Below are 15642 nucleotides of genomic sequence, written 5' to 3'. Positions count from 1 at the left end.
GGGCATCCGGCCCGCGTTGCGGGCCAGGGCCAGCCTCCGGCCGACCCGTGGCCTCCGCTGCGCTCCAGCCACACAAGACGCGCCCCCAACTCCCCTACAGGCAAGGCGTGCCACGCTCCGCGCGGCACGCCCACGGGCCTCACGGCCCGAGCAGCTGCAAGGGGAGGGAGGGGTGACGGGTAGTCGGGAGAGTGACAGGCCGAACCGGGGTGCGCGGGGGCGGGTTGACCGGCCGTCAGGCTGCCTCCGGGGGTGGCCATAAGGCAACGGTAACAGAATTCAGCCACGTTCGAGGGACTTTTTCGGTTGTGAGTGCTTCACTTTGATATACGAGATAGACTCGGGACTCAGATAGCAGCACCACTGAGGGATCCGGACCGGTTTCCGATCGCGCTCCCCCGCTACTGGTCCGAGGCGGTGACCCGGTTCCGGTGAGGTCTACCGTAGCCAGTCGCACGCCTTCTACGTGCAGCTTTCCCGTTTCCTGCCCAGCCAAGAGCCCAGGAGAAGGCAGACGGATATGTCGACCACAAGCCGAACCGATCAGCGTGAGGCGGCGCAGCAGGAAGCCGTTGACGCGGTGGTCCGTGCCCTCGAATTGCCTGCAAGATCGCTTGCGCCCGAGAGGGGGCTCCGAACTCAGGTGATCATGGCGACCGGGTCCGGCAAGACCCGGGTCGCGGCCCGCAGCGCGGAGAAGCTCCGTGCGGGACGTGTGCTGGTGCTCGTCCCCTCATTGGACCTGCTCACCCAGACCGAGGCCGCGTGGCGCGAGGCCGGCCGCACGGGCCCGATGATCGGGGTCTCGTCCCTGCGGGGCGAGGACGTAGCCTTCCCCAACACCACGGACGTGGAGGAACTGGTCGACTGGGTGCGGCCGTTCGACAAGGTCACCGTGTTCGCCACGTACGCCTCCCTCGGGCTCGGCACGCTGGAGCGCGCGCACAAGGCCGGCCTTCCGGGCTGGGACCTGATCGTGGTCGATGAGGCGCACCGGACGTCGGGTCGGCTGGGCAAGCCCTGGGCGGTCGTCCACGACAACACCCGCATCCCGTCCTTGCGTCGCCTGTACATGACCGCCACGCCTCGCCTGTGGCAGCTGGACGAGGATGCCGAGGGCGCGCCGGGTGAGCTGGTGGCGAGCATGGAAGACGACCCCGAGGGCCCCTTTGGCAGCCGCTGCTTCACCCTGACCCTCTCGGAGGCCATCGACCGGGGAATCTGTGCCCCCTACCAGGTGGTGTGCGTAGACGTCACCGACACTCAGCTCCAGGCCGCGCAGCTCCTGGGCGCTGAGGGCCGCTCGGACGAGGTCCGCGGGGCCCGGCTCGCCGCTCTCCAGACTGCCCTGCTCAAGGCGTCCTCAGAGGAGAACTTCCGCAGGACGCTCGTCTTCCACCACCAGGTCCGCGAGGCCGAGGCGTTCGCGGCCGGCCTCCCCGACGTCGCCGAGCGGCTGCACGCCGCCGCCCCCGAGCTGTACCCGCGCACGATCTGGGCGGACTGGCTGTGCGGCGACCACAAGCCGGGCCACCGGCGCCGGGTCCTCGGGGAGTTCGCGTCCGGGATCGCCACGGACGGCACGGTGGTGGAGAAGGGCTTCCTGGGTTCGGTAAAGGTGCTGGGCGAGGGGGTCGACACCAAGAACTGCGACTCCGTCTACTGGGCGGATGTGCGCGGCTCGATGCCCGACCTCGTCCAGGCCGTGGGCCGCGCGCTGCGGATGCAGCCGGGCGAGGGCAAGGTCGCCTCGCTCGTGGTGCCGGTCCTGCTCGGGCCGGGCGAGACGGCGGACAACATGCTGACCTCCAGGGCGTTCGGCGGGTTGGCGAAGCTGCTGGAAGCGCTCAGGGCGCACGACGCCCGGGTGGTAGAGCAGCTCGCCGAGCCGCAGGCGCCAAGCCGCGTGAGGGGCGCTCAGAGCCGCAGCGGCGGGGGCCAGCAGGGCCAGGGCGAAGGCAACGGATCCGGCGGCCCGTCGGTCCCGGCGCGGCAGCTGCTGAAGTTCTCCGTGCCGCGTGACCCGGCGCAGCTCGCGGCGTTCATCAACCTGCGGGTCATCAACTCCGAGCACGAGCACTGGCGGCGCGGCATCGAGGCCGCCGTCATCTACAACCGGCTCCACGGCGACCTCAAGGTCCCGTTCACGTACCGGGTGCCCGGCGGCGAGGGCCAGGCGGTGGAGGCCGAGGGGTGGCCGGCCTCCCTCGCGAACTTCCCGCTCGGACAGTGGATCGCCGACGCCAGGCGGTTCTACGCCCGCGGCGACATGGACGAGGACCGCGTCGAGCAGTTGGAGAAGCTGGGCATGGTGTGGTCGCACTTCGACGTCGCGTGGGAGGAAGGTCTCGCGGCGGCGCGCGGGTGGGCGGCCGAGGCGGGCCACCTGCTGGCCCCGCTGGACGCCACCTTCCAGGGCTACAAGGTAGGCATCTGGCTGAAGAACGCGCGGGCCGCCGCCCGCAAAGCGGCCGAGATCGAGCAGCAGCGTGCCGAGGGCCTGCCGGTGGAGTCGCCGGCCGGGGCGCTGTCGGAGGAGCGGCGCGAGCAGCTGGAGGACATCGACCCGTCTTGGTGCCCGAGCTGGCCGGTGGGGTGGCAGCGCTGCTTCCACCTCGTCCGGCTCCACCTGGAGGCAGGCCACCCCCTGCCCACCGAGCCCGGCGACGTCGTGCACCAGGGCGAGGACCTCGGGCGGTGGGTGCGCTCGGTCCGGCTCGGCTGGGACAACCTGACGACCGCGCAGCAGTGGATGTGCGAGCAGGTCCTCGGGATCACACCCGCGGCCGAGGACGAGAAACCACCCCCGCGCCGTACACAGGCCGACAAATGGGCCATGAACTACGCCGCCGCCAAGCAGTTCTACGAACGCGAGGGGCACCTGCGGGTGCCGAGGAAGCACATCGAACGGATCGTCGGCGAGGACCAGGAGGAGCGGGAGCTCCGGCTCGGAGCGTGGATCAGCAACCAGCGCAGCCGGGCCGCGACGCTGACCCCGCAGCGGGTGGAGCTGCTGTCCGCGATCGGGATGCGGTGGTCGTGATGGGCGTCGTCGTCATCGCGGCCGTCGCGCTCGCGGCCGGCTATCTGCTCGGGCGGCTGCGCCCGTGGCAGCGGCTGGGCGACTGGACGGCCGACCAGGTCCGCTTCACCGGGACGTGGGCGCGGAGCCCACCAGTACCGAGGCCGGAGAAGTGTGGCCGACAGGGGGCTGGCCCCTGTCGGGCCCAGTCGCCTGGCCGGAGATCAATCCCTGGGCAACGGGTGGACGGTGCGGGGCCGTCCACCCGAGGGGGCCGTCTGACGTCGGCGGCCTCGGCCAGCCTTCCGGCTGGCTCATCCGGCCCGGCGCCCGGGCACGATTTGTGCGAGCTGCGTGCTCGGCGTGCCGATGACCGCCTACTGCAGCCCGGCGGGCGGGATCAGCGTCGGTACATCACGTAGAGCTTGCGGTTGTGGGGGGCTGCGGCCGGCTCGTCCTGAGGAAGAGCCTTGGGAACGGTGAACAAGCCGGTCCAGTCGTTCTGTCCGTCGAGGAGTCTCGCGTACCGCAGTTTGCCGTCCAGATCGCGTTGGAAGTACCAGAATGAGGCTTCATGGCGTGTGAGGGCCGGCCCGTGTGCCGTCTTCCAGTCCTTGACATGGCGGGTGGTCCACTGGGTGCCGTTGGTGCTGGAACTGAAGTACGCCTTGCGGTCGGCTCCGGTGACTGCCCGCCGGCACGTTCCGGAGGCGGAGGCGGAGCCGAGGGGCTTTTCCGTGAGCCATCCGACGTTGTCGATGATCCAGTTGCCCCACCCGCTGCCGGAGTGGATGGTGAGGTAGAGCTTGCTGTCGCCGCCGCCGACGTGTGTCAGCCACGCCTGGCCGTTGTGGTCCGCGAGGGACGGCGCGACCGATGCCGCGTAGTCGCCGAGTTTGGTGACGTTCGACCAGGCCCCGTCGAAGGTGCGCCAGTACACGCCGCCGTTCCGGCCGGTGACGGCGTAGAACAGCTTGCTGCCGACGGCGGCCAGGGCGGGGGCGTGGTAGCTGTGATCGCCGCCCACCTGCTCCGGCTTTCTCCAGCCGGTCGCCTCCAGGCGGCTCCACATGACGCGTTGGTCCTCGGCGACGAAGGCGACGTACAGCTGGTTCTTGTAGCTGGCGAGGGCCGGAGGTGTGATGCTCTTCCAGCCCAGGGGCACCGGTGCGCCCCAGCTGATTCCGCTGCGTTCCACGCATTCGAGCGTTCCGACAGGGAACGGGACGACGGTGTTGTTCGCCCACTGCACCGTCAGGGTGTGGTACCCGTCGCCGTTGAAGGCCCAGGTCGTCTCGCCGCGGCGGGAGAGGACGGCCAGGTCTTGTCGGTTGAGCCCGATGAAACGGGAGCAGGACAGGTCGTCGAAGTTCCGGAAGATGTCCAGGGTGGCGATGAATGTCTTGGCCACCTCCCAGGCGAGCGTCGCCCACAGGGGTACTTCCAGGCCGCCGAACACGTCGTCGATCAAGCCCAGCTGGTCCAGTTTGCCGTCGATGAGGTCGACGGCGGTGTTCAGCGCGTTCTTCAGCGCGTTCCACCATCCCTCGTTGCTCTGGTCGGCCTCCCAGACCGAGATGTGCGTTCCCACCAGCCCCGCGGTGCGTCCTGAGAAGAAGACGTCGGGGGAGCCGAACGTGCGGGTCTGGCCCTTGACTACGGAGCCGAACTCCTGCGAAACGTAGGGCCTGCCCGCTGCGCCGGTGGCCGTGGAGGCGGTCCAGTAGATCTCGTCCTTGCCGCCTCCCGCGTCTCCTACGGCCCGCTCCACGTAGAAGCTCTTCATCTTCAGGTCCACCTGGAACGACTCGGGCGTCGCCCGGCTCTCGTCGGGCTCGTCGACGCCGGCCGTCTCTGCCGTCTGCTCTGCGCCGGCCGTTGCGGCTCCCGTGAATCGTGGAGGCTTCGCGTAGGCGGTCACCGCGATACGCGTCTGCTGCATGGCGGAGATGAAGGCCGGGTCCTCAGGTCGTCCGGCCGCTGCCGCGAACGGGTCGACGATCTGCACGTTCGGTGACGCCAGCGCCTCCGTCACAAGCGGGACGATGTCCTGCTTCAGGTCCGCCATGCTGTAGCCCTGGCTCACCGGCAGTCGCGTGATCCGCTCCGGCACCATCGCCAGCCGCCCCTGGGCATCGACCAGCCCCCGGTACGTCTGCCCCCACTGCTTCAACTCGGCCTCAGACACCACCGTGCGCAACGCATCCAGCAGCGGCCGCTCGAGATCAGTGGGCGTCTTGCCCTGCCGCACCCGCTCCGCCCCGTGCAGCATCACCCCCAGCAGCAGATTGCTGTACGCGCCGCCCTGGCCCAGTGCCCGGCCCGCCCCGCCCTGCTGGGCCCGTGACCCCGACAGCAGGCTCCCCAGCCGCTGCAGCCGGTCCTGCTCCGTCGACCTCACCTTGTCCGCCAACCGAACATCCTTTCACGTATGCGCCATGGCCCCGATGGCCCCGGCAAGCCGCTACCTACGCTCTCGGCAAGCAGGAAAAACCCCATAATTGAAAAAAGGCTCAAACCGCCCTCTCGCGCTCCTGGTAGCTCTCACGCGATGCCCACGGCAAGCTGGGGTCTTCTGGCCGGCCGCGCAAGGCCGCGCCGGGGCCCTCGGCAGCCCCAGGCGCAGCCCTCGCCCTTCTGGGAAGATCTTCCGGCCCCCTCCGCGGACGCGATGCCGGCCGGCAGCAGGCCCCGGGAGACGGCCGGGGAACTGCCGTCAGATCAGGGCTCCAACTCCAGGCAGAGCCCGACCTGGTGACCGCTGGCCCGGCCCTGTACGGGCGCCACGGCACTGCTTCCGTCAGTGGAGACGGGCACGCTGGTGGTGGACAGAGCCGCGTAAGCCTGCGCGAGCTGAACGAGGGCAGGAGCGGCCTCACCCGGGTGCTTGTCCACCACTGTCCTGGCCTCCTGCGCGATCGCGGCGAGCAGCGCCTCACGCGCCTCGACGGCGGCGGGAACCTCACGCACCTTCAGTACACCCGTCGACCCAGCGGTCTCGGACGTGACATCGCGGATTTCCATGCTTCTCCTTCGTTGACAGCAGAGGACGAACCATGAGGCAGACATACATGCCGGCCCGGCGTGGAACGGAGTCTGTCAGGGCAGACCCCTTACGGGAGCTGAAGATCCATTCCGGAAGGGAACTGGCCACTCCTCTGGCCGGATGTCTCCGTGCAACTGCACGAGACAAGGCCACCGTGGCCTGACGCGGCCTGGCACCCAGCCACGCCCTGACCTGCCCGCCTCGGCCCACTCGTCCTCGTCCTGGTCGGCTGAGACGGGGCCGCGCCGCGTCCAGCGCCATGTTGGCCGCCCACCTTCAGCGGCCCGACTCCCCCGCCCCAGGAGACTCCGGTGGAGGAACCGGACCCCGCCCCGGCCCCAGTTCCACCGCTGGAGGCGAAGGACGTCCTGGCGGCCGCGGAACACTTCCCGTGGGCCGTGGCCGCACCAGGCGTGCGGCACTGGCCGGACGGCGGTGACTTCCTGGACGTCGCTCTGAGCGCGGTGCGCCCCGAGGAACGCGAGGGGTACATCGAGCGCCTGGAGGCGTTCGTGGAGCAGCACCGCGCCCGCCTGGAGGAGATGCTGCGCACGCACGGGCCGGGCAGCAGGCCCGCCTCGCACGGCCGGTACGCGCTGGTCGGACAGCCCGAGACCCTGGTCATCCTGGAGCGGATGGAGGCCGTGCCGTTCCTCCTGCGCGGCCGGTGGGAGGAGGAGCTGGAGACCGTCTTCCTGGACGACCTCGAGTTCGTGTGGGGGCCGCGTATCCGCCTCAGCCGGTGAGCAGCCGGGAACCAGCAGCGGGGCCGGGCAGGGTGATCCTGTCCGGCCCCGCTGTCGTCGGGTCAGCCGAAGCCGAGCCACAACCGAGCAGGGCTGCTCCAACCGGCCAGCGCCAGGCATAGAAAGTCGGCGCCCGACCCAAACATCCGGCTCGATTTCCCCCATTACCAGTGTAGGAGGGCACACGACGCTCTAGGCCCAAGGCCCGGACCACGTGGTCCGGGCCTTCGACGTGCTCGAACCCTGCAGAACTTTCGTCCCGGTCGCTGCTGTCCGGGCGACGGCTTTCGACACCAGGGGGTGAAGAAGCCGTTCCCAACACGACAACAAGACGCAAGCACCTGAGTCCTGTCACTGTCCCGCCCGCCAAGTCGAACTCACGCCGGAGGCAATACCGATGACCACCCGACAGACACCCGGGGCAATACCCGCGCCGATCGCCGCTACGCTGAACACGACGCCACCCTGGGCCAGGGCGACGCCCCCACAGGGACGCTCCACAGCAGAGAGCCGCAGCAGGACCGCCGACCGCGAGGCGCGCACCACCCCCACGCGGACGACACCACCACAGGTGTCCGCTGTCCTCGAACCCTCTGCTCAAGGGAGCAGCATCATGACCCGGGACAACGTTCCCGCGCCCGTCCAGCCGCCTGACCCCGCGCCCGTCCCGCAGCAGCCCGCCGTGAGTGCCGGCCTGCCCGCCGCGATAGGCCAAGGCGCCGCTCAGGGCGCCGCCCGCTGGATCACCGACCGGCTGGTGGACAAGTTCCTCACCAACCCGCCCGACTGGCTCAGAGCCCTGTGGCACGCGCTACCGAAGCCCTGGGAGTAGCCGCCACGGCCGGACGGGTCCACCCTGTCCGGCCGCTGCCGCGGCTCGGACGTCAGCCCTGTGGCACGCGCTGCCGCGGATCGGTGCGCAGCCATAACGGCCGGGCAGGAGCCGTCCTGCCCGGCCGTTGCCGCCGCTGCGACGTCGGGCGCGGCTGGGGAGGCTGATGCGCCGCTGAGCCTCTGTGAGTCGTCCAGTGCGGTCGGTGATACCGGCGCCGTCGCCGCACGGCCGGGCCCTACCGGGCGAGGGTGACGGTGACCGGCGTGTTGGGGCAGTGGCTGAGGATCTGGGACAGAGCGGCTTCCTCGCTGGTGTCGATGCTCAGGTCCCAGCGCGTCTTGTCGGCGACCCAGTCGGTGACGTACTGACAGCGGGAGCCGGCGGCCGGCGGCAGCCACGTCGCCGGGTCCTGGTCCGCCTTCGACCGGTTCGACGCGGCCGACACCGCGATCAACGCCCTCGCGTCGCCAGGGTCGTTGGCGTAGGCCTGCCGCTCCGCCGGCGACCAGGCGGAGGCGCCGGAGTCCCAGGCCTCGGCGAGCGGGACCAGGTGATCGATGTCCAGACCGCGCGGGCCCTGGATGTAGCGGTCGTCGTAGGGCGAGTACCACTCGCCACCGCTCCGGGGCAGCGCGGCCCCTCTTCGGGCGGGCTGACGGTTTCCGTTTTGAGGACCTCGGCGCGGGTTTCCCCGGCCGTATGTGTCGGTGTCGATCCAGTGCCTGAACTTGGAGCGCTCGTAGCCCATCCCGTGGCAGCGCGCCTGACGGTCACCGGACGGCAGATCGCACACGCGTGGACGCACAGCGGTCCCGGCCGGCCCCCGTGGGACGTGGGGCCGGCCGGGACTCGGGCCTGGGTGGTCGGCAAACAGGTCCGGCCGCGTCCAGGCCACGCGGGCTGCGTGAGGACCTCATGCAGGCGGGACCGTCGAGGACGGGGAGGGGCGCGCCCGGCTGCCGGGAGTCGCGGACGCTGCAGGCGTGTGTGGTCAGCAACTGCCGTTGGACGTCAGCAGTCCTTTGCCGGCGCCGGCCGTCCGGCTCACGATGCTCCGCACGCAGTCGGGCGCGTCGAGGTCGTAGGAGTAGGGGACGGTGATGGTCGTGTTGGACTGCGGGGCGGGGCCGGCGGGGTGGTTCTCACTGCCGGGGGCGGACCATGTCACGTTGTCGTAGATGTTGCCGCTGACCTGCCAGTAGCCGGCCTTGTCGGTGTAGAAGGTGCCCAGGACGTCCTTGGAGTCCTCGAAGTAGTTGTTGTCCACCTTGGCTCGCGCTCCGGCCCGGGAGTTGATCCCCGACTCGTGCAGGTTGACGTAGTAGTTGTTGTAGATGTGGGCCGTGCCGCCGCGCAGCAGGGGTGCGCGGGAGTCCAGGTTCTCGTACCGGTTGTGGTGGTACGTGATGAAGGTGCTCGTGAGGTCGCTGTCGCTGTGGCCGACGAGACCGCCGCGGCCGGAGTTGCGCAGGACGCTGTAGGACAGCGTCACATACCGGGTGTTGTTCTTCAGGTCGAAGAGGCTGTCATACCCCTCCTTCTCCCCACCTGACGCCTCCAGGGTCGCGTGGTCGACCCAGACGTTGTGCACGTCCTTCTCCATGCCGATGGCGTCTCCGCCGTTGGAAAGCGGGGAGCCGGACTTCTTGACGTTGCGGACGGTGACGTTCTGGATGATGATGTTGCCGGATTCGCGGACATGGATGCCGAGTTGGTCGAAGACGGCTCCGCTGCCGACGCCGACGAGGGTGACGTTGCTGACCTGTTTGAGGTCGATCACGTCGTCGGCGGTGCTGCAGCTCTTGCCGGACACCCTGCTGGTGTTGCCGTGGTCGATGGTTCCCTCGACCTCGATGACGATCGGGGTGCTGCTGCTGGCCCGGTTGCACAGTGCCGCGTTGATCGCGGTTCCCGTGGTGGCCCGCACCGTCTGTCCGCCCGCGCCACCGGTCGTGCCGCCGTTCTGGCTGGCGTAGCCGGAAACGGCGCCGGTCGCCGCCGATGCCTCGGGCGCCGACACGACCGCGCCGGCCGCGAGCACGAGGGCCATCGTGGCCAGCGTCGCATGGATCCGGGACATATCCGGTCTGCTCATCCTCGTCTCCTTAGGTAGTTTTCGACGCCGGATGTCACGTGTGCTGGCCGTCTCGCTGCGCAGCCGACACACGGAGGGCGCCTGACCTGGGTCTGGAGTGGGGGTGCCGCCGCGAGGCCGGAGGGTCGCAGCGGCACGGGACACGTCGTCCGGGACGCGTGTGGCCATACCGGCGGGCGACGCCGGGGACGGCCCCTGTGCCGGCCCCGGGCGACCGCGTCGGTTACGGTGTGACCGCCTTGCCGCCGAAGCTGACGACCAGGTGGCCGTCGGAGGCGAGGGACCAGTCCAGGGCTCCGGTGTAGGAGGAGCAGCGCGCCCCGTTCGAGCCGAGCCAGAACTGGTTCGAGGCGTCGGTGTCGGCACCGGTGCTGATCTTGTCGTTCGTCCCGCTGCTGGTGCGGCACGAGGTGTTGTTACGGAACACCGAAGTGCCCTCGTCGAAGGCGAAGTTGCGGACGCCGTTGTTGACGCTGGCATTGTTCGAGATGGCCATCGTGCCGGGGTTGCTGTTGTAGGTGAAGCCGTGATGGCCGTTGTGGTAAGCCACGTTGTGCCGGACGATGTGGTTGACCTTGATGTCGGAGCCGCCGAGCTTGTAACCGTTGCGGTCGCCGTTCTTGTTCTGGGTGCCGTCGGTGAGGGTCCCGTTGTCGTAGGCCAGTGAGTACTCGATGGTGACCGGGCCGATGGGGCCGGTGTCCGTCTTGGTGTACAGGTCCCAGCCGTCGTCGATGTTGTTGTGGGAGACGTCGTAGCGGAAGACGTTCCCGGTACCGGTGGTCAGCTTCGCGGCGAAACCGTCGGCGTTCTCGCCGGTGGAGTCCTTGTTGTCGTGGGACTCCGAGCTCACGATGAGGTTGTTCGACGGCCACTTGGACTGGGGGGTGCCGCTGGCGATCCGTCCGAGTTGGAGTCCCGTGTCGCGGTTGTACGCCGTCACCGCGCGCTCGATGATGTTGTTGCTGCCGCCCACGTAGATGCCGTTGTCACCGGCGTGCTGGACCGTCAGGCCGTACAGGTGCCAGTAGTCGGCCATCAGCTGAAGCCCCCTGTTCGACGAGTTCTCGCTCTGCGCCGAGAAGTCCAGCACCGGCTTCTCGCCCGGGTAGGCGGACAGGACGCTCCTGGCTCCGGAGGTGCCGTTGTCGCCGGCCGGGATGGTGATCGTCGAGGCGTACTTGTACGTCCCGCCGCGCATGTAGATCGCGCCGCCCGGAGTGGTCCGGCTGATGGCCGAGGTGAGCGTCGTCGGCGCCGACTGCGTTCCGGCCGCGCTGTCCTTGCCGTCCGGCGCGACGTAAAGAACGGTGCCTGACGCCGTCGCGGTGGCGGCCGCTCCGACGGGCGCGGTGTGGCCGTGAACGGAAACGGCCTGCGCCGTGTTGCCGGACAGCGTGATGAGGGCGCCGGCCAGCAGGCTGGCCGATGCGACTGCGGCTTTCGAATGCAAGTGCCTGTCTCCTTGGTCGTGGGGGTGCGCGGGTGGCCGTGATCCCGGCGAGCGGGCGTTGTGGTGCTGCGTCTCGGACGCCATGGCCCGGCATCCGGTCCTGTCCGCTCCGCCGTGGGCTGCTCCGGGGACCGGGATCGTCCGGGGCCCTGACGGATCAGGCACACCTCTCGGGGAAAGCGCTTGCCGAAAAGCTAGGGGCTTGCCATGGTCGCGTCAATAGCCCTGTCTTTATGTTTTATTCATGTAGCTGAACAGCACGGTAGTAGACGCCGTGCCCACTAAAAGTCTTGTGACGTGGCGGGTTTCCGGACGATGCGAGGGTGCCAGGCCAGTCTGATCGGAAGGGCGCGTTCATAGTTATGAACTCCCGTGGATGAAGCCCAGCATGAGCAGGGCGGCCGGGGTGATCGGCAGGTAGGGGAGCCTGCGCGGCGTGGCCGGGGCAGGGCGCCGCCGGGGTGGCGCGGGCGGTCTTGCCACGGCTGCGGCTTGGGCCATGACTGTTCTCCGTTCGGCGTTCGTCGCGCACGGGCGGCGGGGTCCACTGGCCCTGCGGCGCGCCGGCTCGTCGTCGTCCACGTCGAGCCGGGGGGTGCGGCTGGGATGTCGCGGGTGATCGGGTCGCCGGTGCGCACCAGGGCGAGCGGTCCGCCGAGGTACGACTCGGGGGCCGCGTGCCGCACGCAGGCGCCGTAACTCGTGCCGTTCATGAGGCGTCGGAGATTCGCACCATGTCGCGCACGCCCTGCTTGAGCAGGTGGTCGGGGACGGACAGCATGCCGTACTCGGGCATGCCGGGGCCGCCTTTGGGGCCGGCGCCCCGCAGCACGGGCACCCTGTCGGCGGTGATGCCCGGGGCCGGGTCGTTGATGGTGCGCTGCATCGTCCGGTAGTCGTCGAAGACGACGGCGGTGCCGGTGTGCGCGAGCAGGTGCGGCTCTGCGGCGATGTGCTTGATGACCGCGCCGTCGGGGCAGAGGTTACCGCGCAGGACGGCGGCCCCGCCCTCGTTCGCCACCGGGTTGTCGCGGGGCCGGATCATGTCGTCGTGGACCCGGGCGCCGGCGAGCTGCTCGCGCAGGGTGTCGTGCGCGACGGTCGGCCGGTCCAGGTGGAGCAGGTCGGGGATGCGGGAGAGGAAGCCGGGCAGGCCGCCGGCGACGTGTAAGTCCTCCATCAGGTACCGCTGCCCGCCCCGATCCCAGTACCTCGCCGCGCCAGTGGCCCGGGAGCACCGGCCCGGCGGGCAGGGCCCCGTGTGCACAGAACGAGGTCCATGCTGGCGATCTCCCTCTCGTGTCGTGCGAGGTGGGTGGGCCCGGGACAGGCGGCTCGGTTGGATGCCTGTAACGCCTGTCCCGGAGCGGAGCTACGGCTTGGAGGGGCCGGAGGCGAGCCAGCCGTACGGGCTCCTCCAGGGGCCGGCCTTCGCGGCGGGCCAGTCGGGCTCCCAGCCGGGCCGGTATCCGTAGGCCGACCAGCCGTCCGGGCCGCCGTGGGGGATCTCGCGCCCGGCCTCTGCCGCGGTGCGGGCCGCGTTGTAGACCTGGTGTGCGGCCTTCATGGCAGCGTCGCGGCTGTCGGCCCAGCCGGTGAAGACGTGCACCCCGCGCAGGGTGGGCGTCTCGGTGCTCCGTATGGGGACGTTGACCTCGTAGTACGGGGGCTGGGGCATGACGTCATCTCCTCGCGTGATCGCGCTGGTTGAGGGGCTACCGCGACCGCCCCGGTCCTGGCGCAGTGGCGGGGTCGGGGCAGCACGGGGGTCCGTCAGCCGTGCGAAGGAGCGGCCGGTTCTTGACCGGGACGGGGTCGGCCGGGGAGCGGTCCCGCGTCCATCTGAATGTGACGCTACGGTCGCTAATGATTCACGTCCAACACTGTTTTTGGATGCTGCAATACCTGGAGAGCATCAATGTTCGCGCTGGCCCAGCTGACGAGCTTTGTGGCGGTCGCGGAAGAACTCCATTTCACGCGTGCCGCGGAGCGCCTGAACATGACCCAGCCACCTCTGAGCCGACAGATCCAGCTGCTGGAGAACGACCTCGGCAGCCTCCTGGAAACCGCGCAGACGGCACTGCCGGGTGTCGAGGTCCTCCTGCACGAACTCGTCACCCGCGACCAGCTCGAGGCTCTCGGCGAAGGCTCACTCGACCTCGGGCTGGCCCGTCCGTCGGCCACGGGACCGGACCTCGTCTCCCGCCCTGCCGTGCGGGAGGGCCTGGTGGCGGCACTGCCCGCCGGACACCGGCTGGCCGCCGCCACCAGGCCCATGCACGTCGAGGACCTGACCGGCGAGGACTTCCTGATGTACTCGCCCATCGAGGCCCGCTACTTCCACGAGCTGCTGGTCAACGTCTTCCGCACGGCGGGAGCGCAGCCGGTGTTCACCCAGTACCTCACCCAGGTGCACAGCATGCTGGCCCTGGTCAACGGAGGCTGGGGCATCGCCCTCGTACCCGAGGGCGCGGTCCGGATGCGCTACGGCGGCATCACCTTCCGGCCCCTGCAACTGCCGCAACCGCAACCGGTCGAACTGGACTACGTATGGCGGGAAGGCAACGAACTCGGCGGCGATCGGCTCTCCCTGACGCTCCGCCGCCCGGGCTGCGGGTCCAGTCGTCGCCTCGGCTCAGGACCACGCCCCGACGTCCGCACCACTGCCGGGGCGCAGGAAAGCCGAGGACGGGATGGAGCCGTCAGCCGCCCGCGGGCCGGTGACGGTGCCGGCGTCCGTGCTGGCCGGCGCCCAGGTGCCACCGATGTCCCAGGAATTGCCGCTGCCGGTGGATTTGGTGCCCAGCGAGACGTCGCCGCTGTTGGCCATCGCCAAGTTCTTCGTCAGGGTGCTGGAGGAGCGGCTGAAGTCGAACCCCGTCTTCCCGTTGCGCCACGCGGTGCAGTGGTCGATCTTCATCTTGCCCGGGTTGTTATTGTCGATGAAGCCGCCGGCGGAGTTGCCCCACGCCATGCTGTTGTGCACCGTGTGGTCCGCCGCCACGCCGTTGCCGCCCATCTTGAAGCCGTTGCCGTCGCCCTGGTAGTCGGTCAGGTTCCATCGGTTGAATCCGTTCCCCCAGGCCAAGCTGTCCTCGACCAGGATGGGCGTCCCGTCGAACTTCCAGAAGTCAAGGCCGTCATCGGAGTTGTTCCACAGGCGGGCACCGCGTACGACGTTGCCGGCGCCGGAGCCTTCCTTGATGGCCAGACCATCGGCGCTCTCGCCGTTCTTGCGTGGGTCGTGGTTGCCGTAACTGTCCAGGTTCAGGATCTGGTTGTTGCTGGACGCACCCTGCAGCTGGAACCCGGACTCGTAGTTGTCCCGGGTGGCGAGGCGGTCGAACACGTTGCCATTTGTGTCCGAGGCGTACACACCGTACGGACCGTGGATGATCTCCAGGCCGATCAGCCGCCAGTAGTCGCCCTCGATGTGGACCGCCCCACGCTGGGCACGGGGAATGGACGATCCAGCCGCTCCCGGTGTGTACGGCATGTTCTCGCCGTCGATGACGACCCGCTCCCCCCCGTAGCTGCGCAGGGTGATGGGCCGACCGTACGCACCGTTCTTCACAAGCTGGATGTTCGTGGTGGGCGCGTAAGTGCCCCCCCGGATCTGGATCGTGGTGGCCGGTTGAGCCAGGTCCACGGCGCGTTGGATCGTCTTCAGCGGGGCGGACAGTGTTCCCGCGTTGCTGTCGCTGCCGTTGGTCGCCACATACAGGTCGCTGGTCTGGACGTGGCTGTCGGCGGCGTACGCGCCGGCCCCGGTGGACAGGATGAGCAGCCCGGTCAGTAGACCGGAGAGGGCTGCACAGGGTGTGGGGGGCGTCAGAGGCATGACTGGTCTCCAGGTGCGGCTGGGGCACGAGACGTTCGAGAGAGCGCTTTCTATGCGCCGCCGGCGTGACCGTATGATGACGGTCCGAACGCGTCAATAGGACGTCCGGCCCTTGCGATGGCCGGCCCACAGCACGACAGCCGTCAGCGGCTCCGTTCGGGTTGGCTTGCCCTGTCACCCTGCGGACGGGGTACAGGCGGTCGCTCCGTCGGCCCGGGTCCGGAGCGTGAAGTCGACGGGGAAGCCGGCCTGTGCCGCCGCCGGCCGCGCCGGTGTCGGTGCGCGGGTGGAGCGTGACCGGGCCGATCGCCCGGCCGGCGCCCAGATCGACCCCGATCCGCACGGGTGGGTGGCTGCCGTCCGCGGACGGGAACCGATGCTGGTGAAGCCCTTCGCGTCGGCCACGCTCGTGGTGGTGCGGTCCAGCACCCCCGTTCTGCACCGTGTAGTTGCTGGTGACGGGGGTCGCGGCGGTGGGGACCGTCGGTTCGGCGAGTCGCAGGCGGTACGTGGCGGGTTCGTCGGCGGCTGGGGCGCCCAGCTTGGCCACCTGCCGGCGCGCATAGCGATCTGGTTCGTCCGGAGGGGCGCGCACGGGGGTATG

Annotated in this window: 9 protein-coding genes and 3 pseudogenes; 4 read left to right on the top strand and 8 right to left on the bottom strand. The window is 69.6% G+C overall.

The genetic code is table 11. The features are described from left to right. The first annotated feature begins 520 nt into the window (after positions 1 to 520). Positions 521 to 3043 carry a DEAD/DEAH box helicase gene (locus H5J33_RS01180; protein ID WP_181792837.1) on the top strand — a complete coding sequence of 841 codons (2523 nt, stop codon included), beginning with the start codon at positions 521 to 523 and terminating at the stop codon, positions 3041 to 3043. A gap of 379 nt (positions 3044 to 3422) precedes the next feature. On the opposite strand, the gene H5J33_RS01175 is transcribed toward H5J33_RS01180, so the two are convergent. Together H5J33_RS01175 and H5J33_RS01170 are read right to left on the bottom strand one after the other, a co-directional pair. Next, on the bottom strand, positions 3423 to 5435 hold the full coding sequence (locus H5J33_RS01175; RefSeq protein WP_181792835.1) for a hypothetical protein: 2013 nt from the start codon (positions 5433 to 5435) through the stop codon (positions 3423 to 3425). 308 nt (positions 5436 to 5743) lie between these two features. Continuing rightward, positions 5744 to 6046: a hypothetical protein gene (locus H5J33_RS01170; RefSeq protein WP_181792833.1), complete on the bottom strand. Its 303-nt coding sequence runs from the start codon at positions 6044 to 6046 to the stop codon at positions 5744 to 5746. A 333-nt stretch (positions 6047 to 6379) separates the two neighbouring features. Here H5J33_RS01170 and H5J33_RS01165 point away from each other — a divergent pair, with 333 nt between their 5' ends. Together H5J33_RS01165 and H5J33_RS01160 are read left to right on the top strand one after the other, a co-directional pair. Further along, positions 6380 to 6814 carry a hypothetical protein gene (locus H5J33_RS01165; protein ID WP_181792831.1) on the top strand — a complete coding sequence of 145 codons (435 nt, stop codon included), beginning with the start codon at positions 6380 to 6382 and terminating at the stop codon, positions 6812 to 6814. A gap of 613 nt (positions 6815 to 7427) precedes the next feature. Continuing rightward, positions 7428 to 7646, top strand: a complete 219-nt coding sequence (locus H5J33_RS01160; protein WP_181792829.1) for a hypothetical protein — start codon at positions 7428 to 7430, stop codon at positions 7644 to 7646. A gap of 238 nt (positions 7647 to 7884) precedes the next feature. Here H5J33_RS01160 and H5J33_RS01155 read toward each other — a convergent pair whose 3' ends face one another. The 5 genes and pseudogenes from H5J33_RS01155 to H5J33_RS01130 all read right to left on the bottom strand — a co-directional run bounded on the left by H5J33_RS01155 (position 7885) and on the right by H5J33_RS01130 (position 12875). Then, positions 7885 to 8442: an HNH endonuclease family protein gene (locus tag H5J33_RS01155; protein ID WP_309485285.1), complete on the bottom strand. Its 558-nt coding sequence runs from the start codon at positions 8440 to 8442 to the stop codon at positions 7885 to 7887. Positions 8443 to 8571: 129 nt separating this feature from the next. After that, positions 8572 to 9744 (bottom strand): annotated as a pseudogene (locus H5J33_RS01150) (polysaccharide lyase family 1 protein); the annotation flags it as partial. Between the two features lie 223 nt (positions 9745 to 9967). Then, entirely contained in the window at positions 9968 to 11197 is a 1230-nt protein-coding gene (locus tag H5J33_RS01145) for a right-handed parallel beta-helix repeat-containing protein (RefSeq protein ID WP_258564793.1), read from the bottom strand. Positions 11198 to 11714: 517 nt separating this feature from the next. Then, a pseudogene (locus tag H5J33_RS01135) lies at positions 11715 to 12395 on the bottom strand (dihydroxy-acid dehydratase); the annotation flags it as partial. Positions 12396 to 12569: 174 nt separating this feature from the next. Then, the gene (locus tag H5J33_RS01130; protein WP_181792824.1) at positions 12570 to 12875 is read right to left on the bottom strand and encodes a hypothetical protein; all 306 of its coding nucleotides are present in this window, start codon (positions 12873 to 12875) and stop codon (positions 12570 to 12572) included. A 240-nt stretch (positions 12876 to 13115) separates the two neighbouring features. Between H5J33_RS01130 and H5J33_RS01125 the strand changes: the two are divergent. After that, positions 13116 to 13706: pseudogene (locus tag H5J33_RS01125) on the top strand (LysR family transcriptional regulator); the annotation flags it as partial. Between the two features lie 126 nt (positions 13707 to 13832). On the opposite strand, the gene H5J33_RS01120 reads toward H5J33_RS01125, so the two are convergent. After that, on the bottom strand, positions 13833 to 15038 hold the full coding sequence (locus H5J33_RS01120) for a right-handed parallel beta-helix repeat-containing protein (RefSeq protein WP_181792823.1): 1206 nt from the start codon (positions 15036 to 15038) through the stop codon (positions 13833 to 13835). Between the last annotated feature and the right edge of the window lie 604 nt (positions 15039 to 15642).

The organism is Streptomyces sp. WELS2, from assembly GCF_013870595.1.
In the GTDB taxonomy this organism is placed as follows: domain Bacteria; phylum Actinomycetota; class Actinomycetes; order Streptomycetales; family Streptomycetaceae; genus Streptomyces.
The sequence above is the reverse complement of the archived record's forward strand: the minus strand, read 5'-3'. Positions and strand labels throughout refer to the sequence as shown.